We start from the raw sequence: 26,345 nt of genomic DNA on the forward strand, positions 1-26,345 counted from the left end.
TAAAACTATGTCATTGCGAGCGCAGCGCGGCAACCCCGTAGCCCTGCATGGCCGCTTTGGATAGCCACGGGGTTGCTTCGTACCTCGCAATGACAAACGGGCTATGAACATCGAAAACTCTAAAACTATGTCATTGCGAGCGCAGCGCGGCAACCTCGTAGCCCTGCATGGCCGCTTTGGATAGCCACGGGATTGCTTCGTACCTCGCAATGACAAAGGGGCTATGAACATCGAAAACTCTAAAACTATGTCATTGCGAGCGCAGCGCGGCAACCCCGTAGCCCTGCATGGCGGCCTTGGATAGCCAGGGGATTGCTTCGTACCTCGCAATGACAAAGGGGCTATGAACATCGAAAACTCTAAAACTATGTCATTGCGAGCGCAGCGCGGCAACCCCGTAGGCCTGCATGGCCGCTTTGCATGACTACGGGATTGCTTCGTACCTCGCAATGACAAAGGGGCTATGAGTCCCATTTACCCGCCCCTCCACCAATGAACTAATGAACCAATGAACCAACCAATGAAATACAAACTACAACCATACGCGGGCACGCAATCGCGCTACCGGTGCCCTGCCTGCAACCACCCAAGCAAAAGCTTTGTACGCTACATTGATACCCAAACAGGCCAGCAACTGCCCCCGCACATAGGCCGTTGCGGCCGGGTTGATAAGTGCGGCTACCACGTTAAGCCGGGCGAGTATTTAAAAAATACGCCTATAGGTGATAGTTCATGGTTGATGGATAAGAAGAAGAAAGAAGCCTGCAGAAATCAACTGCCTTGCCATGAACCATCAACCATGAACCATACGCCCCAAACCGATGCCGATTACTTCATAAACCCCGAATACGTACGCCTAACCCTTACCGCCTATAAGCAAAACAATTTTGTGCAGTACCTTTTAAAACGTTTTAACCGCGAAACCACCCAGCAGCTGATTAAACGATACCATATTGGCACACATGGGCACTGGCCGGGTGCTACGGTGTTTTGGCAGTACGATAAGGATAACTGGGTACGCACCGGCAAAATAATGCTGTACGATGCCGAAACAGGCAAGCGGGTGAAAGAACCGTTTAACCACATTACCTGGGCGCACACCGTAATTGCCAAACAACTGCAAGCCCAGGGCCAGCCCGAGTATTTTGAACTTAAACAATGCCTTTTTGGCGAACACCTGCTTGCCGCCGAACCGGGCAAACCTGTAGGTATTGTTGAGAGCGAGAAAACCGCCATTATTGCCAGCGCCATTTTACCGCAGTTTATATGGCTGGCCTGCGGCAGCCTGCAAGGCTTAAACGAAGCCAAATGCAGCGTACTTAAGGGCCGCAGCGTAATGCTTTTCCCGGATGTGAATGCCTATGACAAATGGAGGCTTAAGGCGCAGGAACTAAACCGGGCCATGCCCGATACAATGTTCATGGTATCGGAAGTGCTGGAGCGTATGGCCACCGTAGCCGACAGGATGAACGGGGTGGATATTGGGGATGTGGTTAGCTGGTAGTTTATTGGTTCACTGGTTCATTGGTTTATTGGTGGATGGTGGGGGAGGCTGTCCGCTTTTTTTGGGGGATGGCGGCACTACCGGACGGACGGACACCTTGCAGCTTCGCAATAGGGATGGAAATGGATACCGGCCAATGTGGCTAATGCCTGTGCAGTATGAATGTACAGCCCGGGCCGCAGGCATTGCCCACCTTATCGCAAGAATTGTATACCACGTGCAGGAAGATCACTTGTGATTTTTTTAAACTAATCACATCGTAAGTACAGGTCAGCTATCGCTTATATTGCCGCCATACTAACTACGCTAAGCTTAGATAGAAGATCGCATCGTACCTCGCAACAACAAAGCGTTTTTGCGAATTCTTCCCCTAAAAATAAAAAGTTCATTAAACCCCTCCCTGCCTTTGCGCTTATTTCCATCGCGCCCCTCCCGAGGGAGGGAATTGGGAAACAGCGATTTTGGAAAGCTCGAAAATTCTTCGTTTTTCCAAAATCGTCAGTTTTTTCCAACGTCATTTTCCCTTTATAATTCGTAAATTTTATCATTAGGTGTTACCATAGTCTTAAATCTTGCTTTTTACTTCTTGACGCTATTCAAAAAAATTTGTAACATCGTACAACATCTTGCATCTAAACAAAAAACAAAATACAAAAAAAGCCAGCCGGCGTAACCCAAACCAGAAACCGCCATGCCGGCAAACAACTCATAAAATCATCATGAAAAAAATATTCATAGCGCTTACAGGTTTAGTGGTTAGTCTTTCGGCATGCAGCCAAAACCCGCCGCAACAAAACAATGTCACTATCGAAAACAATACTACTGCCGGGTTTGACGTAAATAAGCTTGCCCAGTTTGTAAAAAACAGTACCGACCCGCAAACCCTTGAAAAAGCCATTAACAACCCCGCCAACCAGATCAACAACCTGGACCTGGATAAGGACGGCAATATTGATTACCTGAAGGTACAGGAGGCCGATAACAACAAGCTGAACATCATTGACGATGTGAGCAATTCGCAATCGGTAACGGTGGCCAGTGTTAACATTCAGCCTACCGGTAATAACAACACCGCCAACCTGGATATCCAGGGCAACCCAAGCTATGTGGGGTATAACAACTATTATCACTCCTCATTTGGCTTAACCGACTTTTTGATATTAAGCTACTTTTTACGCCCGCACAGCTACTATGTACCGATTTACCACTACGGATATTATCCGCATTATTATACCCGCACGCGTACCTATACCACGTTCAGGCCAACTACCTCATCGTACATGTCATCGAGAAGCAGCAGCCGGAGCAGCTTGAGCCAGCCAACCAGGTCGCAAAGATCATTCAGCAACCGCAGCTCGGGCAGCAGGGTAAGGAGCGGCGGTTTTGGCAGCAGCAATTCGGGCAGTAGCGTTGGCAGCAGCAGAAGTTCGGGCAGCAGATCCGGGTTCGGCCGTAGCCGCGGTGGTTTTGGCCGCAGGCGATAATCTCATTTTTCAATTTACTTTATTTATCTTAATTCTCCCCTACCGGGGGAGATTTAGAGGGGCTCACATTATGGCTATCCAATTAAGAAAAAATACTCTTTTATCTGACGATAATAAAAAAACGTTTAAAGCAATCATCGTTTTAAACGAAATGATAAACGGCAACCACCAGTTTAGCAGTAGCGCTTATGGCGACGATGCCGTACTACAACCGCTGTTTCAGGAGCTTGTTGCCAATGGCTACATCATCAGCTCGGGCTCGGTTTATAAGTTAAGTTCAAAGGGCCGCGGCGTGTTTGACACCTTTATGAAGCGCTATAGCGAATACCTGAAAGTTTACGACGTTTTTTCGTTTGTCGACCTGGAAAAAGGCGAATTTGCCTTTAGCAGCTATTTCGATTTTGATACCGACGACGACTGGTTCAACTTTACCGACAATGAGCGTTTTGATGATTTGCGCATTGCCGTAGCCATGTTTAAAAAAGCCGATCCGGCCGAAATTGTGTTTATGTCGTTCATCAACGAAAACAGGTTTGATACCAGCGTATCAGGCTGGCAAAATGATTTGATGGCCGACACCGCCTGGGGCGAAATAGAAGAAATTTGCAACACCGCCATTAAGCCCGAAGATGTTGGCGAAGATGCCATGGTAGATATGATAAACCAGGGATCGGAACTGATGATTAAACTGATGGAGGAAGAGCAAAAACAGAATAACAATAATAACAACTATGGCGGAGGCACTACCACTACCACCATTGTTGAGGAAGAAACCATCGAATATTACGAACCCTACTATGATCCTTATTACATCTCGCCAATTTGGCTGGTACCGTTGTTTATCTGGTAATGATTATAAATGGATCATAAACGGTGATGAGTGTTCCACCGGAACGATTTAATCCCCAATGTCATGCCGAACTTGTTTCGGCATCCCACATGCTAAGTGTGCTTCATGCTGGTCACCTGTCCTGTGGGATCCCGAAACAAGTTCGGGATGACTTCCGTTTTTTGAGTTGTCATGAGTAGCGTCCGGCTAACTCTGTTACGCAACTGATGGGCACCGTTAGTACCCAAATAGCCTCTCAATCGCCTTCTCCCGATAGGCAAAAATCTTGCTCACTTGCTTAGCCACATAAACCTTATTTGCAATAGTACCTATAAAGCTATAGGGTATGGCATAGTGTAAAATATCATTCATCTGCACGCCGCCTTCAATGGCTTTAAAATGATGCTGGTGATGCCATAAAGCGTATGGACCAAAGCGCTGTTCGTCAACAAAATACTGCTTATCAGCAACCTGGGTTATCTCTGTCATCCAGTTCATTTTGATACCTGCCACCGGCGAAATTTTGTAGGTAATAATCATACCGGGATACATTTTGGTATCGGCAGTATAATCAGATGTTACCACAAAGCTCATATCGGGCGGTGTAATCTTAGCCAGGTTTAAGGGTGAGGAAAAAAAATCCCAGGCCTCATCTAAACCAATCGGGATCCTTTGTTCGGTTTTTAAAACGTATGTTTTCACAATCTGCTATAAAGTACAATATTGTTGTAAATATACGTTTTTATCTCGTAGTTGTACCAATTGGCAATTTACGTCTCGACCATTCACTCCACGACCCTACATATAATTGCGGCCCGGTAATACCGGCGTACTCCATACCCAGCAAGGTATGGCAAGCCGTAACCCCTGATCCACAGTGAACTATAATTTCCTGGTGGGCAACATCACCTATGGCGTCATCATAAACTTTGCGTAATGTATCAGCATCAAGATATTTACCATCGGCACCCAAGTTGGTAACATAAGGCAGATTAAATGCGCCTGGTATATGCCCGGCAATCAAATCTAAAGGCTCGGTTTGGCCTAAATAGCGTGGAGTTTCGCGCACATCTATCACAATCCGGTTTGCATCATGGGCGGCAATGGCTACTTCGCCAATGGCCACTGTGCCGGCATAGGCTGCAGGTACCGGGTAAGCTTCAACCGGGGTTGGGGTAAATTCTTCGGTGCTTAATTCGATGCCGGCATCTTTGGCAGCCTGTAGGCCTCCATTCAATACCTGTACATTATCGTGACCAATTGCCTTCAGCATCCACCAAAAGCGGGCACCGCCAAAAGCTGCAGATTTATCGTCATAAACCACCACATGGCTTGCGGGCGTAATACCTAAACGGCCCAAAAGGGCGGCAAAATCTTCAATTGGAGGCAAAGGATGGCGTCCGCCCTGGGCGGCGTCGGTAACGTGGGCTGCTAAATCGCGGTCCAGCTCAACGTAGGCAGCGTTTTTAAGGTGACCGGCGAGGTAGCGGTCATGGGTATCTTTACCGGCGCGGGCGTCGATAAGTATAGTGTTCGGGCCGGCAAGGGCCGGATCGTTAATTTCAATTAGTGGCGACATAGTTTGTTCGGTCTTGTAGTAAAAAACCAAATATAAATACCACGCCGTTTACTTCAAGGCTTTTACTGCACTATTTTATTGGCACAGTATGAGCTTGCAAAAGCTTCGGGCTTGGCTTTAAATACAAAACCCATGCTCAAAATGTACCCCATAGCTTCGTGCAGCGCGGCATTTGATTTAAACATTGGGTTGGTGTTAATGTCGGCATGTACTTCCAGTTCCACATCATACAGGTCAAGCAGGTCGCAAAGCTTATAGGCAATGTCAATTGATTTTTGCACCTCGCTCAGCATCCTTTCCTTAATGGTCATTTTTTGCGAGGTCCGCTCCTGGTGGATAAACATGAACGCGCCACGTTTCTCGCGTAAAAACACGATAACTGTGGCAAAATCAGTTACACTACCTTTTACCTGCGAATCTGTTCCGATACATACTTTGAGCTTGTTGCCGAGGGTGGCTTCGCGTTCAATCGCCTTTTCAACCTCCTCCATGATGGGTGTTTGGATCACCTCTCCACTAAATTTTCTCCAGGTCATAAAAATTGTTTTTAGTAAATTTTAGCCGACCCATTTTATAGGTCTATAAAAATAAGCGATAACGTTTCATATAAACGTAAAGATGGTGTGATTTATTTGTTAACATTTGACTGAATATCAACACAATTGAAGAGAATTTGAAAATTTGAGGATTTGAAAATTTGAAAATTTAAAATGAGGAATAGTTTTAATTTGAAGATTTTAAACCGCATAGCCTCCACTGAATAAATATTGCATCGGGCACAATCTGAAATATGCACATCTTTTTCCCTGCATTTTCAAATCCTCAAATTTTCAAATCTTCAAATTAAGAAGATAGCGCGGCCCTAATCTGATTCTCGGCTTCCAGTACCACTTCTTCTATCGGGCGGCCGGCTGGTTCAATGGGGGTAAGTACTTCCCACTTCATGGATGTAAATGTATTCAGGGGGTACTGGCCATAGCGGATCATCTTCCAGGAATCCTTAATGGCTATGGGTACCAATAACGCATCTGGGCACTTTTTCAGTATCGTGGCTATGCCACCTACCTGGAAGGCTTTTATTGTGCCGTCTGTTGAACGCGTGCCTTCAGGAAATATCACAGCCGACCATTTATTTTCCTTCATCCGCACACCAAGCTTCATGATTTCGGTAATGGATTGACGCTGGTCTTTACGATCGATATTAGCACCGCCGCCATGCCTGAGGTTGTAGGATATCGAAGGAATGTTTTTGGTAAGTTCAATTTTGGAGATAAACTTGGCGTGGTATTTACGCAGATACCAGATCATTGGCGGTATATCCAGCAAGCCCTGGTGGTTGGCTAAAAATATAATGGGACGGCCAACAGGCAGGTTTTGGTTGTTGACAAAGGTGACCGTATTGCCCAGTAAATAAACCGACCGCAATAAAAACAGGTTTAGAAGATCAACCGATTTTTTATGTGCCGAATAGCCAAAAAAACGGAAACACACCCATTGAATAGGCTGAAATATAACCAGTATCAATAAAAATACTCCCGTTGCCACAGGGGTAAGAAAATAGCCTAAAAACTTTTTCATCGACTGCCAAATTTAGGCATTTTTTGCAAACGTGTAGGGTTACAAAAGGTTTTCTGAAAGCAATAATTGTACTTTAAGCACCGCAGCAACGGTCATGGCATCGGTAATCTGGCCGTTGCAAACCATTTGGTAAATGTGGGCAAAGGGGATTTTTTTTATTACAAACTGCTCGGTATCCTCTGGTTCAGCTTCGTGTTGGGTAAGGCCGCGGGCTATGTAAATGATACTCAGTTCATCGCTTACCGAATTGCTGAGGTGCAGGCGCATTAGTTCCGTCCACTCACTGGCTTTAAGGCCTGCCTCTTCCAGCAACTCCCGCTTGGCCGATTCCAGGGGATCTGTTCCCTCGGGACCGCCGCCTTCGGGCATCTCCCAACTGTATTGGTTCACGGGGAAACGGTATTGGCCAACAATATAAGTATTCAAGTCGTCATCCAACGGCAGAACGCCTATAGCCATATTCTTGAAATGAACTTTGCCGTAGATGCCCGGGTTGCCCGATGGGTTTATTACCTGGTACTCGGTAAGGTTGATCCAGGGATTATCGTAAACTGATTTCTCGGAGGTTATTTTCCAGGGGTTTTCTTCGGGATGATGCATGGGTGGAAATTAGCATTTTGGCGGTATAGTAGCAAATGGTGAGTGGGGAGTTGTGAATGGCAGTTAGCTGACCGTTCCCAATTCTCTTTTTCAGATACCTGCAATTGTGCCAAATACCGTTGGTAAATTAATTTAGCAGGATTTTTTTTGGATTGCGAAACGCTTTTATATTTTTACACTTACCATTTAAACTACTTATGATCACCAGAAGACATTTTATTAAAATTAACAGTGTGGCCACCGCCGGTTTAGGCCTCGGCGTTGTGCCTGCTACAAGTTGGCTGGGCAAAGCCACACCTGTATTCGAAAGCCACCGGCCAAAACTGGCCGACCGGAAATTTGCCAGCAAAGCTGTTGAAGCCACTATCCAAAAAGTTAAAGCGGATATAAAAGATCCGGAAATAGCATGGCTTTTTGAAAACTGCTATCCAAATACTTTAGATACTACCGTAAATTATTCAGAAAAAGACGGTAAACCCGATACTTTTGTAATCACCGGCGATATTTTTGCCATGTGGATGCGCGATTCATCGGCACAGGTTTGGCCGTATCTTCCGCTGATTAAAAACGACCCGGCGCTTAAAAAAGTGATTCAGGGTGTGTTAAGCCGCCAGGCTAAATGTGTACTGATTGACCCATACGCCAACGCATTTAACGAAGGCCCCACCGGCAGCGAATGGGACAGCGATGTTACCGATATGAAACCCGAACTGCATGAGCGCAAATGGGAAATTGATTCCCTTTGCTACCCGGTGCGTTTAGCCTATAACTACTGGAAAATAAGCGGTGATAGCAGCTTTTTTGACGAAACCTGGCAAAAAGCAGGCAAAACCATATTAGATACTTTTAAAGTACAGCAACGCAAAAACGGCAAAGGCCCGTACCATTTTCAGCGCAAAACTGAAACCGCCAGCGATACTGCACCAAACAGGGGTTATGGCAACCCGGTAAAACCCGTTGGGCTCATCTGCAGCATCTTCCGCCCATCTGATGATGCTACTATATACCCTTTCCTGGTACCTTCCAACTACTTTGCGGTTACCAGCTTAAAGCAAATGGCCGAAATGTTTAGCGTGATAGGTAAAGATGCCAAAACAGCCGCCGAATGCACAGCACTTGCTGCAGAAGTAGACGCCGCCCTTAAAAAATACGCGGTGGTAAATCATCCAAAATATGGCAAAATTTTAGCCTTTGAGGTTGATGGCTACGGCAACCAGTTACTGATGGATGATAGCAACGTGCCCAGCCTGCTGGCACTGCCCTACCTCGACTCGTTGCCGGTAACCGATCCGTTATATCAAAACACCCGCCGCTTTGTATTGAGTTTGGATAACCCCTACTTTTTTAAGGGCAAAGTTGCCGAAGGCATTGGCGGCCCGCACGTAGGTATTGATTTTATATGGCCAATGGCTATCACCATGCGTGCCCTTACCTCGACAGATAAATTAGAGATTACCCGCTGCCTGCATATGCTTAAAAACACGCACGCGGGCACCGGTTTTATGCACGAAGGTTTTCATAAGGATAACGCCAATAACTTCACCCGTAAATGGTTTGCCTGGGCTAATACCCTGTTTGGCGAACTGATTGTGAAGTTGCACGCACACCATCCTGATTTGTTGCAGAAGATTTTTTAAAAGAACTGAATATTCATCAAAATGCAGAAGCTGTCACTTTTTAAGCGGCAGCTTCTTTTTTTTACCCGTATTTACAACCGTGCGGCCGTTAACAGGCGCTATAAAGTTTAGGTTTGTGTTTGATATTAAGCCGGATTTACCGGGCAAAACGCCTTAATACCTACTGATAAGATATATTTTATAACAGGCTTAACCAAAAGGTCTATAATGATCCCACCCGGAATAACTGAAGCAATTGCCTGTAGTATGGCATCAATAATTTGCTGCGTAGTTGAGCCCTCGTTTACAATGCCGCAAATGAATTTACGGATAGCATCCAGTATACTCCCTATACCCGGGAAAGCGGCCAGTGCAGCAGGAGCCGCAAATTCGGCTTTGAACCCGTAGCGGGCACCTTCAAGCTGCAAAGCCTGTTTATAATAATCTTGTAAAATGGCTTCAACCTGCTCATCTGTAGGGGTTGCAACATCGTCAAGGTTAACCAGGTCAGCAGCTACAGCATCCGCGTTTAGCTGCTCATGCTTTTCATTAAATAGTAACATCGTTTTATGATTTTTAATGGTGATTGAATACACCAAATCTCGGTAGCGGGCTGAGGGTATAGCGCCGTAAATAGCACCTTTTTTACCGGGTATTTTTACGGTAAATGTAATTTGGCTGCATTAGGGATTGCAGCGGATACAGGCTGTGCGTAATGCCCGCAGGTGTATGAGCGTAACGCCCGGGCGCCAACTTCTACCGGTTGGGGCAATGCCCTGATTGCCGGTGCGGTATTTTAACATATAATTAATAGCATATCTGTTAAATATCCTTACCTTTAAATTGGATTTAGCCAACTGCTAATTTAAGCCCATAAACCTAAACAGTTATCAAAATTAACCTTACAAGTACAAAAAAATGAGAAAAACAATTAAAGCGATAATCACATCGGTGGTGTTATTATTACTGGCCGGCTCTTTGGCGGCACAATCCGTTTCCTACAAATCGGGGATGCTTAGTGTTGATGGCAAAGAGATTGCCAAAATAGTAAAGCTTAAAGCGGGGTTTGCCCAGCCTGCCAATTATGAACTGTATTCCATGAGCGGCGAAAAACTAATCATAGCTGTTTTAGCCAGTGATTTGCCGCCTGACCCTCAAAATAATACCGACTTTTACTATCGCTTCTCTTTTTTAACAACCAGCCAGGTGGGCTTATTTACACTGAGTATATTAAGTGCCGAAAAATCTTTTGCTAAACTGATAGGCCAAAGCGGGATAATAGTTGATGATAAGCTTAACGAAGCAAAAATAAACGAATTTATAGCGCTGAAAAGCAAAAACCCCATTGTACGAACAGAATACAATATTGTAAAAAGAAACATGATGTTTCCTGTTATGATAAAAGACGATAACATGATTTACCAGGGATTGGAACCCATTGGCAAGTTTAAAAATATTTCGTCGGGCCCCGAGGGCGATACTTACGAATTTAGCCTGCCCGATGGTTTGATAGTTGCCAAGGTGAGTTTTACGGGTGGTAACAGCGCATCTAAATTTATTATAAACACAAAAAAGGATAGCCAAATTATGCCTTATACCATTGCGCCCGATGGATTTGGTAAAACTATTCTTGCTTCTGCCGGGGTAGATAAAAACGAACATACCATATTACGGATAGCCAAGTGGCTGGTAAACGGAAAATACATGTAGTGTTAAGTCTGAAGTACGAAGCCTAAAGTCAGTAGTCTGAAGTACCAAGTCTGAAGTCAGAAAGCACAAAACTGACTTCGGACTTCAGACTTCGGACTAAATTTGCTTTTCTAAAATAGCGGCCTGCCCAACGTGGCATTATAAAATAACAGCGAAACCAGTACAAAATAAATTAAGGCAAAAATAACTGACGGCCTGGCACTTTTTACCCCGCTGAAAACAACAAACAGTGGTACAATTTGCAGGGCATGCAATCCCATAAAATGGGCTATCCGTAAATCGCCGGCTATACGGCTCCAGTTAAAAAGCGGCAGGCCGGGGCCCCCATCGGCAGCGCCCACCGTGTGCGCCAGGCGCGATGCCATTAAACCGCCTTCAAGTGCGAAGATGCAGGCCATAATTATACCCAGGCGAATAGCCCATAGCAAAGCGGGGATTAATTGTACCGCCTTCACCCTAAAAAACTTTATACCTATGTATAATGCAAACAGGGTTTGTGATACAATCACTATCCCCATCGCGCTAAATACCAGCGCATTATAAGCACCCGACGTATTATAGTGCGATAGCTGCCCCCGTGCGGCCTGCGTGGCGATGGCCAGCATCTCAAAACTCATGGCAAACACTGTAAAATTCACAAAGCGCCTTTTGAGCTGTTCATAAGGCAGATATTGTAATAACAGGGGCCATGTTAGGCAGTATATGGCGATGGAGATAGCAAACTTGATGGGCTTTGTCCACAAGTTAATCCCCATTAGTTGGCGGTGATCAAATTGGGCGATGATGAGCATCAGTATAAATAAGGCTAAATGGCCCAAAGCGCAGTAGTAAAGAAGGGGACTGATAGTCTTGATACGGACGAATAAGGTTTTCATTTGGATGATTTGATTTTGTTGACAATTTGATAAAGTAAATAGCCGCAAGGGCCAAACATAAAGGTGAGCACCAGGCAGGGTATGACCAGCCAATGCGAGACCGCCGAAGCCCGGGCCGATTTAATGATGGGAAAACCAATCAATAAATCAAAAGCGAGGTAATGAACCCAGCCTGCAAGTAACAGGTTATCATTGCCAAAGAGTGTTCGGACTTCCTGTACCGACCCAAAGCCGCCACAGTGGATACCAAAAAAGCCGGCGATGTAAATACAGTAAATTACCGAAAGCAATAAGGGGACAGCCGCGTGGTTAACCAACCACTGCGTAACTTTCCATTTAGGCATTACAATTAACAAAAGCCACTGCAAAGCTGCTATGGCGCTTACGACAGAAAAAGCCTGCGACGGATTCATATTATTTTTGATTTAATAGTACCTGTTAATTAAATGCGCTATACATCAACCTGGCTGGATTGAAAATCAATACAAAAGCTTTATGCATTCTGCTTTAAGCTTTGTAAAGCGCAACACAAAACTGGGGCTAATAGCTTAGCCCTGAAATGATATGAGGTTAAAAAGCGAAGTGGATTTATTAACCTGAGTTAATTTTTGGCGTTTGATAGCCTGGCCCGGATACGGCTAAGGCTTTGCGGCTGAATGCCCAGGTACGATGCGATTAAATGTTGGGGGAGCCTTTCAAATATATGGGGCTGTTTGGTAAGCAGCTCAAGATACCTGTCTTCGGCCGATTGCATTTTTAAATTCCGGTTGTTTCTGGCTGTGTCAATAAACAATCTCTCGGCTATTATGCGGCCGAAGCGTTCGAAGCGCTGGCTATGGTTATACAGGGCCTGCATGTCGGCATAGCTCAGGGTAAACAGTTCGCAATCTTCCAGGGCTTCAATAAAATCAGGCGATGGGGTTTGTAATAAAAAGCTTTCGTAATCGCCAATCCATTCACCCTCAAATGCAAAACCTAAAGTATTGTCGCCCTTCTCGCTGCGCGAAAAATATCTTAGCCCACCCTTAAATACAATGACCATGCTTTTGCAAACCTGGCCCTGTTTCAAATAAAAAGCATACTTTTTTAAGCTGAGCGGCTTAAGCCTTTGCATAAATAAAAAAAGCTCCTCGTCGGTAAAATCAACCAGTGCGCGTAATGATTGGGTAATAACTTCGTACATGGTAAAACCTGCTGGCCGGTGACTATTTTAGTGAAAACTACTATACCAAAGATACAGGAATAATTGAAATGGACTATTGAATCCGGCCCCGTGAGCAGAGCAACCCGTTCTAACAGTAACAGCTTTACATAATTGGCCATGAAAATTTCAGATGCAGCCCTCCCCGCGAGCCTTTAAACCCAGGAGCATCGGATAAATTTGATGATTTCAATTAATAAATTAAAAAATGAAATAATATGTTAAATGAATACCATAGTTCAGCTTTAATAGTATTTATAATACGTATTATTGAAATATGCATTTAATCAATCAAGCATAGCCATAATATACTAAGCCAAAATCACTGTTTTCATACTATATAATTAACGCCAAAATACCTACCCTGGCTTCAAAATGTGGAAAAAAACCACTGTAAAGGCACTATTTTTCGACTTTAAAAATTTTTAATTAAAAAAAAACCTTATAGCTTAGCTTTAATTAAAAACAATAGACCTCATAATTTAAAAGGAGTAATTAAATGAAAAAATTTACTGAAGTAAAGGAGCTTGTAGCTTCTTTAGAGGCTGACGCCGACAAATTCTACAACAAAGGAAACAGCGCTGCCGGAACCCGTGTTCGCAAAGGCATGCAAGATCTTAAAAACCTGGCACAGGCTATCCGCCTTGAGGTTCAGGAGGCGAAAAACAAAGAAAGCTAAGGAAGATTTTTTGATCAATCTTATTCCCCTGATAAAAACCCGGTTACAATCAATAACCGGGTTTTTTATTTAAAAAAGAAAAGTAAATCCGCCGCCTTTTGATGGCTTGCTCATCTCCTCAAACTTTGCTATCTCTTTGCCAAGCAACAATGCATATTCGCTATTCATAAAATCACGAAAAACCTGAACATCCTCTTGCTCGCGGGTATCAACCAGGGCCTGAATATAAGCCGCTTTATTTTCGCTTTGCACTATCGCCAAAGGCAAATTATAATAAGCCTGTATATAATTCATCAGCAAACGCGAAGTACGCCTATTGCCATCATAATAAGGATGGATGCTTACCAGGTTAAAATGGGCATCAAAAGAAAGGTTCAATTGACTGGCGACAGAAAGGGGTTTGCCCATCTCGTCATTTAGTTTCGTCACCAAATCGCTGGTTAACCTTTCTACTTTATCAAAATTCGGGAAATAAGAAACCCCGGCGGTCACGTTGCCTTTACGAAAAGCACCTGTCGCCGAATCTACCGTACCCAGCATGGTATTATAAACTTTTCCGGTGCTTTTCATCACCAGCGCATTTATCCGCTGCAAAAGGGTTACCGAAAGTTTATTTTTTGCTTTGGCGTTTTGTATAGTAAACAAAAGGGCGGCATGATGATCGGTTACCATAAGGCTTTCCTGTAAGGGTTTACCATTCGGTGTGCGGCCTTCGTTAATAAGCACCTGTGTTTCTATCTCTGTAAGGGTTGATCCTTCAATCCGGGTAGAATGGTGATCAATAGCTATCAGGTTAAACTTATCATGGTCTATCACCCCGGCTATGCCGAGGTCGTTATATTTTGCTATGAGTTTAACGCAGTCCATTTTATGGATACGAAAATAGGTATAAATTGTTGTTTACAATACCCAACAAAAAAGCCACATCAAAACTGATATGGCTTTTTTGCTAAATTAGTTTAGCTACTTTAAGCTAAAGCTTGTGTTTCCTTAATTATTTCTTCTGCCGTTGCACTGCCAACCTGCACAAGCGGTAACCTTACAGTATCGCCGCAAATGCCTAATTCTTTTAACGCCGTTTTTACGCCGGCGGGGCTACCATCGGCAAACATCAGGCGGGTAAATTCTATCAGGCTATAATGGGCTTTGTGGGCGCCTTTATAATCGTTGTTAAGCAGCAGCCGCACCATATCTGACAGCTGGCGGGGCAGGGCGTTACCAATTACCGATATCACGCCCACAGCGCCTAAAGCCATCATAGGCAACGTAACCGGATCATCGCCCGATATAAATAAGAACCCTTCGGGCTTATCCCTCATCAGCTGATTAAACAAATCAAAATTACCGGATGCTTCCTTAATGCCAATTATATTTTTAAAATCGTTTGCCAGGCGCACCGTTGTGGCGGCACTAATGGTGCTGCCCGTACGGCTGGGTACGTTATACAAAATAACAGGTAGCTGCGTATTTTGGGCTATCGCCTTATAATGCTGGTAAATACCCTCCTGCGTTGGTTTATTGTAATGCGGGCTTGATGATAAAATAGCATCGTAACCGGCAGTGTTAAATGATTTTATTTGCTCAACAACTTCGTGCGTATTATTGCCGCCAATACCGGCAACTAAACCCACGCGCTTATTTACTGCTTTGGCGGTAAAGGCCCAAACCTGCTTTCGCTCAGCCTCGCTCAATGTGGCGCTTTCGCCGGTTGTACCTAATGATACCAGGTATTCCACCCCGCCATCAATCAAATGTTCAATCAGGTTGCTCAACCCGTCGTAGTCAACTTGACCATCCGCCTGAAAAGGGGTCACCATGGCTACCCCCGTTCCGTAAAATATATTCATGAGTTAAATTAAAGGATGCTAATATAAGGGGAAAGTATCAAGTAGTTAGCATCTTTTTTCAGTATCAAGTAGTAAGTATCAAGTAGCAAGATTTTGATTGGGGTTTAGCACTAATGCAATCTGCAAATAAATGCAGCTGTCTTGATACTTACTACTTGATACTAAAATACAGCTGTCTTGATACTTACTACTTGATACTATAAAGATATCCCTACCCTCAAAGCATTCCTGATGTTACTGCCCGTATTGTAGCTGCGGCCATACATTACGCGTACCAACCCGCGCTGTATGCCGAAGGCCAGTTCGATATAGTTTTTAAGCGCTGGGGTAGATAGGTAGTTTACGTTGATGATCTCTTGCAACTTCAGGTTTCTTAAAACGGGGATCTTGTTGGTTATAAAACCTGAAAAATTGTGCTCCAGGTGGCCTTCCAGGTATTTATCGGCTGTGCTGAAGGTGTAATAATCTAACAACAAAAAACGGTTGAACGACGGTTTGTACACATGGGTTTGGTCGCCGTCAAAGTGTTTGTAATCGGGGAAGTATATTTTGCCTGCGTTGATAAACTTGCCGGCGCCAATAAAAAACGAGGTTTGACCGTAAAATCCAAGGTCGATATCCGATTTAGAAATATCGGCGCTTAGCTGGTCGTAGTCTACGTCGCTGCCCAGTACACCGCTTATACCTTTGGCATAGTTAATACCAATGGTTGGATATTTTGAGGGCAGGTACCTGCGGCCAAATGGATAGGTTTCGTACCTGTTGCTAAAATCGTAGCTGGCGCGGGCGCTTATTTTAAAAGATTGATTTTCCGGAAACAACGGTACATCCTGTGCTGGTAACAGCGGGTTGTTTGAAGTAAACTGCCTGTTGTTTTTATTAAAAAAGCTGTAACCGGTTGTATTGGGCAGCCATGTACGATTGGCCCATTCTACATAGCCACCGGCCTGCCACCCGCCGCTGATACGACCGGCAAATGATGCCGATGCAAACTGTTTTTGGTAAAGTTTCTGGAAATTCTCCCGCCTGAAAAGCGTATAAACCGAATTTACAAATGCTGATACCGGTTGCAGGTTGTTAAGGTCGGTAACGTCCGATCCGGCGTTAAAACTCAACGTCATCCGTTTTACCGGGAGCGAAACACCGGCAACACCGCCAAATAAGTGATTGCCAAAACCATAACGAACCCGGGCATTTATGGCTATAAAGCGGTTATCAACCGTATCAATCATTTTAGTAAACCCTACACCATAGTTAATAGCCAAACCTTCAACAGTATTGTATAATACCGAGTTGAGTACGCTGCTATAATGAAAAGATTCTTTTTTGTAACGGTTACGGGTATCAATACCGGTTAGCAACAGGTTGCTTAATTTAAAGGTGTTATTGGCCCTATCCAACGAATCAAGATATGGTTTTGATTCCCGTTTGATAGCCAGTTTTCCTTTTACTTCGTAATCTTTCTTCTCCTCATCAGTAAGCGGGATGGGGCGCTCTTGTGCCCAGTAAACCGAGTCTTTATCGTGCCCTTTGGTAATGTTGATGCGTTCGGCAAAATCCTTTTTGTTAAGCACGGGGGCCAGGTTGTAGTTTTTATATACACTTATAAAATATCCGCCCAGCTTAAAACCAAAAACACCACCTGTAAACTCAAACTTAATGGTGGCGGGCATCCACACCCCGGCATCAACCGGATAAAACTGCTGGCTTATCTTCAGCGTATCTACATAATTAATGTTGGATTTTTTGGTAATAAAAAGCTGAAGCGAGGCAATACGCCAGCTATCGTCCAAAATATAAATATATCCCTCAAAACAGGGATCGTACCCCCGTTTGGGTGTTACCTGTATCTTGTTGATGGTTTCGCCGTTCTCGATGGTTGCCCCAATAAGTTTATAGTTATAGTAAAACAAGGCATTTTCGGCAATAGGCGATACCAGCGGACGGTTGCTCAGGCGTTTCCAGCTTTCAAAATTCTGGTAAAAGTTTACCAGCATATCTGATGCCCGATTAAAGCTGAAGGCCCGGTTATAGCCCGATACCTTTGAGGATACCTGCACCTCGTGCACCAGATCGGGCTGCATAAAGCTGTATTTCGATTCAGATTCCGACAGGTAAACAATACCGGTGCGGCTGGAATCAAGCCCCGCCTCGCTGGTGGCTTTTTGCACATCAAAACCCATAAACTTTTTAGGAGCGGCCAGTAATTTTTGCAAGCCTTTGATATAAATATCGCAGGTATACGCTTTCACCTCGTTTAAATAGGTTTTACGCTTCTTGATGGCTTTGCGGATAATGGCGTAGGCGGGGTCTTCGCCGCCTGCGTGTATGGTAATATCTTTAAGCTGGTATGTTTCTGTTTTCAGGCTGATGTTGATAACCTGGTTTTGGGCGAGGGTTACTTGTTTGATTTGCTGCCCATACCCCACTGCTTTAAACTGTAGCTCATAATTACCGGGTGCTAATTGCAGGGAATATACACCCTCGCTATTAGCCGAAACTCCTTTTGTAGTATTTTTTACATATACGGAAGCAAACGGAATGGGATGGTTACCCTCATCGGTGATTTTGCCGCTAATAGTAAACTGTTGTGAAAAGGCATCGATACTAAAACTAAACAGCAGGAGGAATAGTGTGGTAAACTTCATTTAGGCAGTATTTACACTAAGATGTAGCTTATTTACTAAATGTTACAACAGTTAATTGTTAAATTATGCAAAATATTTATGGCATATCATTAGCCGGCTTGGTTCAGGATGCTTCTTTTGAGGGTTTTGTACCCTTGGTGCCTAATGAAGTATGTACTTTGTTTTTAACGTTCCAGTCGTTAATATCAACTAATCCCGGTTTGGTTTGATAGTGACTATCGTGCTTAGGACATCTAACTATAAACAGCCCTTTCTGCTGCTCTACCACCGGCCTTGCACCACAATCTTTACAAGGTTCAACAAAAATATTGTCCTGAATTTGTGTAAAACCTTTCATAACCGGGTAATTTTTTATAAGTCTGTAGTTGAAGGAATACAGGTAATGTATCGTGGATAAACTTACGCAAATATTACTATTCGTTTTTTTGTGTATTTAAAAAATGTCTTTTAGGTCATTGCTTTAATTTAAAAAGAAAATTTATTTCTCTTTGTATAAAAATCGATCAACCAATTAAATCCAATAGCTCCTGATCACTGATGATTGGGATATTAAGTTTTTGCGCTTTTTCGAGCTTGGCGGGGCCCATGTTATCACCGGCAACAAGATAATTTAGTTTTGCCGAAATGCTGCTTAAAATTTTGCCGCCATTTTGTTCAATGATATCTTTTAGTTCATCGCGCGAAAATTTTTCAAACACACCCGAAATGATAAAGCTTTGGCCCGCCAGTTTTTCGCTGGCCAGGTTCACTTCCTTTTCCACAGCAACAAATTGTAGTCCGGCGGCTTTTAATTTCTCTATCTCCTGCTTATGTTTTTCATCACTAAAGTATTCTGCAATACTCTGGGCAATCCGGCCGCCAATTTCGTCGGCTGCGGTAAGTTCCTCTTCGGTGGCAGCCATCAGTTTATCGATAGTTTTAAAATGGAAAGCGAGTTTCCTTGCTACAGTTTCGCCAACGTACCTGATTCCCAAGCCAAACAGTACCTTTTCAAAAGGCATCAGCTTCGATTTTTCGATCCCATCCAGCATATTGCTGATAGATTTTTCGCCAAAGCGTCCCATCTGCTTTAATTCTGCTGCATGTGTATGCAGATCATAGATATCGCTGATATGGCTTATAAACCCGCGAGCGTGCAGTGTCTCGATGGTTTCGTCGCCCAGGCCATCAATGTTCATGGCCTTACGGCCTATAAAATGTTGCATTTTACCCACAATTTGTGGGGGGCAGCCTTCGTCGTTCGGGCAATACCAGGCAGCTTCGCCTTCGGTGCGCAATAAAGGCGTATCGCACGCTGGGCAATGGGTTATATAAGCTACGGGCCTGGCATCGGGCTTGCGCTTATCTAAATTAACACTGATAATTTTGGGGATGATCTCGCCGCCTTTTTCAACAAATACGGTATCGTGCTCGTGCAGTTTAAGGCGTTCGGTAATTTCATCGGCATTGTGCAGGGTGGCGCGTTTTACTGTTGTACCGGCAAGCAATACTGGTTTTAAATTGGCAACCGGCGTAACAGCGCCTGTACGGCCTACCTGGTAAGTTACCTGCAGCAATTCGGTTTCTACCCGCTCGGCCTTAAATTTATAAGATATAGCCCAGCGCGGCGATTTGGATGTAAAGCCAAGCTCCTGCTGTTGCGAGTAATTGTTAACTTTTATAACAATACCATCAATATCATAACTCAGGTTAAACCGCTCTTTATCCCAATGGTTTATAAATTCCAGCACACCGCCGATATCGTTGCAAAGCCTGCTATGATTATCTACATGAAAGCCCCAGCTTTTAACAGCTTCCAGGCTTTCCCAATGCGTTTTAAACAATGTTTTTTCGGTGTATAAACCGTACAGGAAACAATCCAGCGGCCGCCTGGCAACCTCGGCCGAATCCTGTAGTTTCATCGTGCCCGATGCAAAATTACGGGGGTTGGCGTAGGTCATTTCACCGTTATCTGTACGCTCTTTATTCAAACGTTCAAAAGCTTTCAGGTGCATAAACACCTCACCCCGAATCTCGAACAGGTCGGGATACTCACCAGATGTCAGTTTTTTTGGTATGCTGTGTATGGTGCGTACATTGGTGGTTACTTCATCGCCTTGTGTACCGTCGCCCCGGGTTACTGCTCGTACAAGTTTGCCGTTTTCGTAGGTTAAGCTCATGCTCAGTCCGTCAAACTTAAGTTCACAAACGTATTCAAAACTATCGCCTATAGCTTTGCGGATGCGCTGGTCAAACTCAAGCAACTCCTGCTCGTTATAGGTATTACCTAACGATAGCATGGGCCAGCGGTGCCTTACCGTTACAAACTCTTTGGTAACCTCGCCGCCAACCTTTTGCGTAGGCGAATCGGGATCTAAAAATTCAGGGAACTCCTTTTCCAGTTTGTTTAACTCTTCCAGCTTTTTATCAAAATCAAAATCGCTGATGGTAGGCATAGCCAGCACATAATAATTGTAATTGTGTTGCTTCAATTCGGCACTGATGGCCTGGATCTGGTTTTTAGCTTCGGCGGGTGACATGGTACGAAGGTAATAAATTGGTTCATTGGTTCATTGGTTCATTGGTTCATTGGTTCATTGGTTCATTGGTTCATTGGAACGCGGGCATAGCCGGCAAATCGCTTTTTTGCTGAATACCTGCTGTCTGCCTGGCAATGCCACCAGAAAAGACCAATGAACTAATGAACCAGTGAACCAATAAACTACTTATCAGTAATAACCGTTTGGCTCACCATGCTCATCGGGAAGGTGGCGCCTCCTGGGGTATCGGGGGTATCTTTTATGGCAACCGTCCCTCCTATGCTTTGCTTTATTTTTGATTCGGTTATCCATCCGGTTGCACGGTCGGCTTTAATATCAGATACCATGGTGCCCTTCATGTTATATTTCATCTGTGCATCCGGCGGGGCAGGGATAGTGGTTATGCTGCCTTCGCCATGAATGATGTAGCTGGCGGCATTGGCATCAGTTAATTGGTATACCATGGCTACGTTGGCCTTCATCGTACTTTGAAGGGTTGTGTTTATTGTCCACTTATCATTTCGGGCAACCGCCGTTTCGGGGAATACAGCGGTCGACATTTCGATGCTGCCTTTAATAGCATTGCTGCCAAACGATTGTATGAATTTTGCCTTCAGTTCCTCCTTCTGCACGCCCTGAATTTCCTGGAAACCATCCAGTACCGATGATATCATCCGCTCTACATTATTAACCGCTCGGATTTTGCCGCTCCTGGTAAACGTAGCCGTAAAGGGCTTATCAATTAACGCGCCCATCATTGACGACATCAAATCAGCCGGGTCTCTTTTTTCCGAATCAAAGCTGACCGGCCCCTCGGGTAGCTGCATCTTCATGGTGAGGAACTTATAGGTAACCTCCATATAGTACAGCGAATCATCGGCGCTAAGCACTTTAAAGGCTGTTGTGCCCGTTACCGTAACGTCAATATGGTTTACCTGCCCGTTTATGGTTTGCGTTATGGCCGATGTGGTGGCCGTAACCATATTGTAAGTATTGCCCTTTGCGAGGTTTAAAACAAGCTTAAGTTTTTGCCCATGGCACGAAAGTGCAGCAAAAAACAGCAAAAACAGGTTAAACAAATACTTCATAGCCGGCAGCGTATAATTAGGCTAAGATATTATAATATTTTGGCTAAAAAATATGCTAAAACATAGCAATTTATTAAAACTAATTTCGTTAACTTTATGGTAACCAATTTGACTTTAATTTTTCAAGCATTTTATTAACCGAAAGGAGGGTTTTATGTTACAGCAAATAGCATTTATACCACAGCATCAGTTCCACGTGCTAATCAATTTTAAAAATGATGAACGCGCGGTAGCTGTTTTACCCAACGAAGCAGGAAAGTTCCGCGTGGTTGACCAGGGTAAAGTTATTGCAGAAGTTAATTTTGATAAAAATCGCAGTAATGTGGTTTGCAGCAGGGGCAAGTTAGGCGCCTATGTTATGGCTCAATTGGCCAACCAAATAAAAAACCATTACGCATCCTAAGTAAAACAGGTAACAAAGACTTTGATAGTTCATGGATAATGGCTCATGGTTCATAGTCCATGGGAATTTATTGTTCATGGGCTATCTTTTTTTGTGGGTTTATTTTCATTTTAGCTATGGGGCGTTGCCTTTGGCCCGGGCTATGCGCTCATACTGCACAGGCCTTAAGCACATTGGCCGGTATCCGCTCCTATCCCTAACGCTTTTGTCTGAATCAGAATTTTCAGGATTTAAGAATTAACAGAATTTAGCGTCATCAGCTTCAATAGGCTAGCCATACACAGTATCCTTTATTCCTTCTTTGCTGGCTGCTTGGCCAACATGGCATCCTTTATAAATTTTACCGGTGCACTGCCGTAGCTTAAAAACTTCTCGTTAAACTCTTTTAGCTTGTATTTATCACCCATTTTTTCTTTGTAGGCGTCCCGTAAATCGGTAATTTCTTTATAGCCCGTGTAGTAGCTGGTGAGCTGTACGCTGGTAACACTTACACGCTTCCATTTGCCATCGGCTTCGGCCTGTTGCTGAAAAGCTTCGGTGGTGAGCATTTTGATGGCCTGCTCCTTAGTCATGCTGCCGCTGTGTACACTATAATCTAAAATGGTATTACATACCGATCGCAGGTTCCATTTGTACCACATCAGCAGCATTTCGGGTTCGCTGTTGCCATAACCGGCGTTCAGCATCATTTCTTCTGCATATACGGCCCAGCCTTCCTGCATAGCGCCGTTGCCAAATACCGCTTTTATAATACTTGGCGCCTTGTTGGCGTATACCCCCTGCACATAATGCCCCGGAACGGCTTCGTGGATACTCAATATCTGGATAATATACTGATTATACTCGCGCAGGTAGCTTTCCGCCTTTTCTTTAGGCCAGCCAGAAAGGCTGCCTACGTTGTAATACGAGTTACCGTCCTTATCATAAGGGCCGGGGCCGCTCATGGATGCACCGGCAACACCGGCCATGTAGCCAGGTTCTTTACGGATGATGAGCGGCTTTGTAGGGTCAAGCGTTAACAGATCTTTCGTTCTTACAAAATTATTTAGCTTAGGGATCAGCTGCATAATGGCCGATTGAAAATCTTCCGGCTTAACGTGATTTCCCGATAGGGTATCTATCATCTGGCTTATCATTTCCAGGCTATCAGCCGGCATTACTTTTTTACCAAAATATTTTGGCCACAGCTGCCTGCTGATTTTGGCCATCTGTTGGTGAACGTATTTTTTACGCTGTACAGCTGTGTTGTAAACCTGCTGCGCTGTTTTGGCTGCTACAATCTCGTACTTAAATTTATCTTCATACAAATCCCTACCCAGCCTGAAGTTGCGGGGATGGTCATTTTTTAAATTCTTCAGCCATTCGGCATAATCCTTTATGGCTTTAACAGTAACCGCAGCCCTGTCAACCATCAGCTTTTGTTCTGCCTTTGGTATATTTGTTTTCTGCAGGGAATCGGCAAAATCCTTTGCAATCACATCTACCCCGCCCAGGTTTTGCTCAATGGACAGGCTCACCAGTTCGGCAACGGGGTTTTTAATCTGCTTTTCGGCATCTTTATAAAACAGGGGCACATTTAACATGCGCTGGTAAAAATTACGCAAACGCTTTGGCAGCGGCGCGTAGTGTTCATTAAGGATATAAGCAAAAGTGCTAATCACATTATATGACGAGGGATCCCACTCGTAACTTTTTAATTGTTTTATCTGCCACTGCGCAAAATCTAACTGATTTTGCATCATGTTGTAATCAATCCGGTTACCTTCGTTAAGCGTATTTACATCAAAGCGACTCAGCGAGTCCATTTGCACTTTGGCAAAATCAAGCATTTTATCGCGGCTTTGGTCGTTAGGAATATACAGCAAGCTATCATATTTATGGTACCCTGCAGTGGTTGCCCAATCGGGGTTTAGCTTCCATAAATTTTCCAGGAACGAATTTTCATAAATGGTAAAAGCCTCATCATCTTTTGCAAAATTGGGGCCGCGGCTGGCGCTGTCTTTTTTACAACCGGTTAAAGCCACCATGAAAAGTACAACGGCCAGTGCTATTTTTAATAAAACGTTTTTGATCACGGGATAATTTAAATTAAAATGCCGCATAAACTTAAAACATTTAACCCGAATAAATCAAACCCTAAGCTAATTTGTTACCTTGGGTATAATGAATGATAATCATAATATACTGGTGGGCGAGATAGTTCATTTGCTGCAAGGCGGCAATGCCCACGCCGATATAAAAAAAGCATTACAAAATTTACCCGCAGCGCTTAGGAGTGCAAAGCCCGACAAACTCCCCTACAGCATTTGGCAGCTTACAGAACACATCCGGATTGCCCAATGGGATATGCTTGAGTTTTGTAAAGACGGTAGCCATCAATCGCCAAAATGGCCGGAAAGTTATTGGCCAAAAGAAACCGGCCCAGAAAGCGACGAGGCCTGGGAAAATTCGGTTCAACAAATTAATAAAGATCTTAATGAGTTGATAAGCCTTGTTAAAACCGGCGATTTGTTTAAAAAAATCCCTCATGGCGACGGGCAAACTATATTACGCGAGGCCCTGCAGGTGGCAGACCATACAGCTTACCACGTGGCAGAGATTATAGTAATCAGGAGATTGTTGGGCGCGTGGAGCCCCCTAACCCCCTGAAGGGGGAACGAAGGTTTAAATTTCGGCTATTCATTTTTAAAGTCCTCTCCTTTGGAGAGGATTTAGGTGAGGCTCTTACCTCACCTTCTTCACAAAACTAATAACCGCCTTTATAAATTCGGGCTTGAGTGGTAAATCGGGCTCGTTATAGGTGGCCATGTTTTTATCCTTATCGGCCGGCGCATCTTTTAAAACGTGGTTCATTTCGGGGATAATTTCCAGCACGGCATCTGATTTGGCTTTCTTCAGTTTTTCTGCATTGGATACTTTAACCTGCAAATCGGTAGTGCCTTGCACTATCAGTATCGGAATTTTAAGCCTCTTGATGGCGCGGGTCGGATCGTACCTAAACCACGACATCAGGTACTTTTGAATGCCTGGTCTTGCTATAAAATAAAGAGACGGATCGATGTTATCGGTTGTTTTACCTTTCTTTAAACTGTCGAGCATTCGCTTAAAGCCTTCCGAGATATGGGTTGGCTGGGATTTCATTTGCTCGGTAAGGATATTATCAGCCGAATCGCCGGCGCCGGCAACGGATATAAATCCTTTAACCGGCTGATCTATTGACGATAGCATGCCCACCAATGAACCTTCGCTATGCCCCAGTATAATGATCTTCGAAAAACGCTCGTCGTCTGTTAAAAAATTGATCAGGTTTACACCGTCTTCCACATAATCTTCAAAACGTAGCTGATCTTCTGTGGTCGAACTTACACTTTTGCCAACCAGGCGTTTATCATAGCGCAGCGAAGCTATTCCGCTTTTACCCAATTCATTGGCAATCATTTTATAGGCGTTTGTAGCCAGGCCCAACTTAGGGCTATTGCCATCCCTGTCTGTAGGGCCCGATCCCGCTATAATAATCACCACAGGTATTTTGCCGGTTACATTTTTGGGCATAGCTAAAGTGCCCGATATACTACCTGCAAGATTTTTTACCAGTACCGGTGTCTCCTGGATAGACGGATCCATGGCGAATGTTACAGCAGCAGCGGGGGCTGGAGCAGTTGCATCGGCAGGTACGCCTTCAAACGGCTTTAAAAACAAACCTGTAAACTGGTTTTTATCATTTAACGCTATATTTAATAGATAAGTTCCTTTGCTAAACGTTGCTTTGTACGACGCAATCGGGCTCGCAAATTTTACAAAGTCGGTGCGGTCAAGACTTCCCATCTGGGCTCTTAACTGCAAGGTTGTGGTTTTAAAGCTTTCCAGCGGCAGGGCAGCCTTCATTTCGGGACTAAAGTAGTTGAAAATGCTATCGGGCTGGTTGGCATTATACAAATGTATAAACCTGTTAAGTGCAACCTTGTAATTTGCCGGTTCTGTTTGTGCAAATATGCGGCCTGCAAAACAAAGCATCAGTATTAAAAAACTAACTTTTTTCATGTTATGATATTCAAAAAGGGCTATTGCCGGTTTGATGCGAAAATAAGAAAAATCGTATCGGTTTCCTTTTTATTGATTTACTATATTTATATGGATAAAGCATCGTTACCAGTACTTGTTGCATTATACACAAATTATAAATAA

Annotated in this window: 25 protein-coding genes; 8 read left to right on the top strand and 17 right to left on the bottom strand. The window is 44.0% G+C overall.

All coding sequences use genetic code 11. The features are described 5' to 3' along the window. The first annotated feature begins 520 nt into the window (after positions 1 to 520). From AC1RM2_RS09240 to AC1RM2_RS09250, 3 genes are all read left to right on the top strand, one after another. Positions 521 to 1,504: a DUF6371 domain-containing protein gene (locus tag AC1RM2_RS09240; protein ID WP_492984766.1), complete on the top strand. Its 984-nt coding sequence runs from the start codon at positions 521 to 523 to the stop codon at positions 1,502 to 1,504. A 719-nt stretch (positions 1,505 to 2,223) separates the two neighbouring features. Then, positions 2,224 to 2,988, top strand: a complete 765-nt coding sequence (locus tag AC1RM2_RS09245) for a putative periplasmic lipoprotein (protein ID WP_492984768.1) — start codon at positions 2,224 to 2,226, stop codon at positions 2,986 to 2,988. A 70-nt stretch (positions 2,989 to 3,058) separates the two neighbouring features. Beyond that, a complete protein-coding gene (locus AC1RM2_RS09250; RefSeq protein WP_492984770.1) occupies positions 3,059 to 3,838 on the top strand; it encodes a hypothetical protein in 780 nt (259 codons plus the stop codon). A gap of 216 nt (positions 3,839 to 4,054) precedes the next feature. Here the strand turns inward: AC1RM2_RS09250 and AC1RM2_RS09255 are convergent, their stop codons facing one another. From AC1RM2_RS09255 to AC1RM2_RS09275, 5 genes are all read right to left on the bottom strand, one after another. After that, positions 4,055 to 4,519: an SRPBCC family protein gene (locus tag AC1RM2_RS09255; protein ID WP_492984771.1), complete on the bottom strand. Its 465-nt coding sequence runs from the start codon at positions 4,517 to 4,519 to the stop codon at positions 4,055 to 4,057. Between the two features lie 40 nt (positions 4,520 to 4,559). Then, complete coding sequence (locus AC1RM2_RS09260) at positions 4,560 to 5,396, bottom strand: sulfurtransferase (RefSeq protein ID WP_492984773.1); 837 nt, start codon at positions 5,394 to 5,396, stop codon at positions 4,560 to 4,562. Positions 5,397 to 5,458: 62 nt separating this feature from the next. Next, on the bottom strand, positions 5,459 to 5,932 hold the full coding sequence (locus AC1RM2_RS09265) for a ribonuclease H-like YkuK family protein (RefSeq protein ID WP_492984774.1): 474 nt from the start codon (positions 5,930 to 5,932) through the stop codon (positions 5,459 to 5,461). A 307-nt stretch (positions 5,933 to 6,239) separates the two neighbouring features. Continuing rightward, a complete protein-coding gene (locus AC1RM2_RS09270; RefSeq protein ID WP_492984776.1) occupies positions 6,240 to 6,974 on the bottom strand; it encodes a lysophospholipid acyltransferase family protein in 735 nt (244 codons plus the stop codon). A gap of 39 nt (positions 6,975 to 7,013) precedes the next feature. Next, positions 7,014 to 7,574, bottom strand: coding sequence for an NUDIX domain-containing protein (locus AC1RM2_RS09275; protein ID WP_492984778.1), 561 nt, complete (start codon positions 7,572 to 7,574; stop codon positions 7,014 to 7,016). A 197-nt stretch (positions 7,575 to 7,771) separates the two neighbouring features. On the opposite strand from AC1RM2_RS09275, the gene AC1RM2_RS09280 reads away from it, so the two are divergent. Then, the gene (locus AC1RM2_RS09280; RefSeq protein ID WP_492984780.1) at positions 7,772 to 9,211 is read left to right on the top strand and encodes a glycoside hydrolase family 125 protein; all 1,440 of its coding nucleotides are present in this window, start codon (positions 7,772 to 7,774) and stop codon (positions 9,209 to 9,211) included. A 125-nt stretch (positions 9,212 to 9,336) separates the two neighbouring features. On the opposite strand, the gene AC1RM2_RS09285 is transcribed toward AC1RM2_RS09280, so the two are convergent. After that, positions 9,337 to 9,753: a hypothetical protein gene (locus AC1RM2_RS09285; protein WP_492984781.1), complete on the bottom strand. Its 417-nt coding sequence runs from the start codon at positions 9,751 to 9,753 to the stop codon at positions 9,337 to 9,339. 355 nt (positions 9,754 to 10,108) lie between these two features. On the opposite strand from AC1RM2_RS09285, the gene AC1RM2_RS09290 reads away from it, so the two are divergent. Continuing rightward, positions 10,109 to 10,900 (top strand): hypothetical protein, encoded by a 792-nt coding sequence (locus AC1RM2_RS09290; RefSeq protein WP_492984783.1) that lies wholly within the window; start codon positions 10,109 to 10,111, stop codon positions 10,898 to 10,900. A 110-nt stretch (positions 10,901 to 11,010) separates the two neighbouring features. Here the strand turns inward: AC1RM2_RS09290 and AC1RM2_RS09295 are convergent, their stop codons facing one another. The 3 genes from AC1RM2_RS09295 to AC1RM2_RS09305 form a co-directional block, all read right to left on the bottom strand. Then, the gene (locus tag AC1RM2_RS09295) at positions 11,011 to 11,775 is read right to left on the bottom strand and encodes a hypothetical protein (protein ID WP_492984784.1); all 765 of its coding nucleotides are present in this window, start codon (positions 11,773 to 11,775) and stop codon (positions 11,011 to 11,013) included. Next, positions 11,772 to 12,188, bottom strand: coding sequence for an ABA4-like family protein (locus AC1RM2_RS09300; RefSeq protein ID WP_492984786.1), 417 nt, complete (start codon positions 12,186 to 12,188; stop codon positions 11,772 to 11,774). Before AC1RM2_RS09300 ends, AC1RM2_RS09295 begins: the two co-directional genes overlap by 4 nt. Positions 12,189 to 12,376: 188 nt before the next feature. Beyond that, entirely contained in the window at positions 12,377 to 12,958 is a 582-nt protein-coding gene (locus AC1RM2_RS09305; RefSeq protein WP_492984787.1) for a Crp/Fnr family transcriptional regulator, read from the bottom strand. A gap of 517 nt (positions 12,959 to 13,475) precedes the next feature. Between AC1RM2_RS09305 and AC1RM2_RS09310 the strand changes: the two genes are divergently transcribed. Beyond that, positions 13,476 to 13,655 carry an Hc1-related histone H1-like protein gene (locus tag AC1RM2_RS09310; protein WP_090652322.1) on the top strand — a complete coding sequence of 60 codons (180 nt, stop codon included), beginning with the start codon at positions 13,476 to 13,478 and terminating at the stop codon, positions 13,653 to 13,655. A 69-nt stretch (positions 13,656 to 13,724) separates the two neighbouring features. Here AC1RM2_RS09310 and AC1RM2_RS09315 read toward each other — a convergent pair whose 3' ends face one another. The 6 genes from AC1RM2_RS09315 to AC1RM2_RS09340 form a co-directional block, all read right to left on the bottom strand. Beyond that, on the bottom strand, positions 13,725 to 14,522 hold the full coding sequence (locus tag AC1RM2_RS09315) for a Fic family protein (protein ID WP_492984789.1): 798 nt from the start codon (positions 14,520 to 14,522) through the stop codon (positions 13,725 to 13,727). 101 nt (positions 14,523 to 14,623) lie between these two features. Further along, on the bottom strand, positions 14,624 to 15,502 hold the full coding sequence (gene dapA / locus AC1RM2_RS09320) for a 4-hydroxy-tetrahydrodipicolinate synthase (RefSeq protein WP_492984791.1): 879 nt from the start codon (positions 15,500 to 15,502) through the stop codon (positions 14,624 to 14,626). 197 nt (positions 15,503 to 15,699) lie between these two features. Then, positions 15,700 to 18,150 (bottom strand): DUF5686 and carboxypeptidase regulatory-like domain-containing protein, encoded by a 2,451-nt coding sequence (locus tag AC1RM2_RS09325; protein WP_492984793.1) that lies wholly within the window; start codon positions 18,148 to 18,150, stop codon positions 15,700 to 15,702. Between the two features lie 103 nt (positions 18,151 to 18,253). Beyond that, a complete protein-coding gene (locus tag AC1RM2_RS09330) occupies positions 18,254 to 18,487 on the bottom strand; it encodes a hypothetical protein (RefSeq protein ID WP_492984794.1) in 234 nt (77 codons plus the stop codon). Between the two features lie 166 nt (positions 18,488 to 18,653). Then, positions 18,654 to 20,669 carry an NAD-dependent DNA ligase LigA gene (gene ligA / locus AC1RM2_RS09335; protein WP_492984796.1) on the bottom strand — a complete coding sequence of 672 codons (2,016 nt, stop codon included), beginning with the start codon at positions 20,667 to 20,669 and terminating at the stop codon, positions 18,654 to 18,656. A 182-nt stretch (positions 20,670 to 20,851) separates the two neighbouring features. Then, on the bottom strand, positions 20,852 to 21,757 hold the full coding sequence (locus tag AC1RM2_RS09340) for a DUF6263 family protein (protein ID WP_492984798.1): 906 nt from the start codon (positions 21,755 to 21,757) through the stop codon (positions 20,852 to 20,854). Between the two features lie 154 nt (positions 21,758 to 21,911). Here AC1RM2_RS09340 and AC1RM2_RS09345 point away from each other — a divergent pair, with 154 nt between their 5' ends. Next, positions 21,912 to 22,160, top strand: coding sequence for a hypothetical protein (locus AC1RM2_RS09345; protein ID WP_147053111.1), 249 nt, complete (start codon positions 21,912 to 21,914; stop codon positions 22,158 to 22,160). Positions 22,161 to 22,450: 290 nt separating this feature from the next. Here the strand turns inward: AC1RM2_RS09345 and AC1RM2_RS09350 are convergent, their stop codons facing one another. Continuing rightward, positions 22,451 to 24,235, bottom strand: a complete 1,785-nt coding sequence (locus AC1RM2_RS09350) for a DUF885 domain-containing protein (protein WP_492984800.1) — start codon at positions 24,233 to 24,235, stop codon at positions 22,451 to 22,453. A gap of 88 nt (positions 24,236 to 24,323) precedes the next feature. Between AC1RM2_RS09350 and AC1RM2_RS09355 the strand changes: the two genes are divergently transcribed. Beyond that, positions 24,324 to 24,809 (top strand): DinB family protein, encoded by a 486-nt coding sequence (locus AC1RM2_RS09355; RefSeq protein ID WP_492984801.1) that lies wholly within the window; start codon positions 24,324 to 24,326, stop codon positions 24,807 to 24,809. Positions 24,810 to 24,884: 75 nt separating this feature from the next. Here the strand turns inward: AC1RM2_RS09355 and AC1RM2_RS09360 are convergent, their stop codons facing one another. Next, positions 24,885 to 26,201: an alpha/beta hydrolase gene (locus AC1RM2_RS09360; RefSeq protein ID WP_492984803.1), complete on the bottom strand. Its 1,317-nt coding sequence runs from the start codon at positions 26,199 to 26,201 to the stop codon at positions 24,885 to 24,887. Between the last annotated feature and the right edge of the window lie 144 nt (positions 26,202 to 26,345).

This window comes from Mucilaginibacter sp. GW822-FHT03E02, from assembly GCF_058801545.1.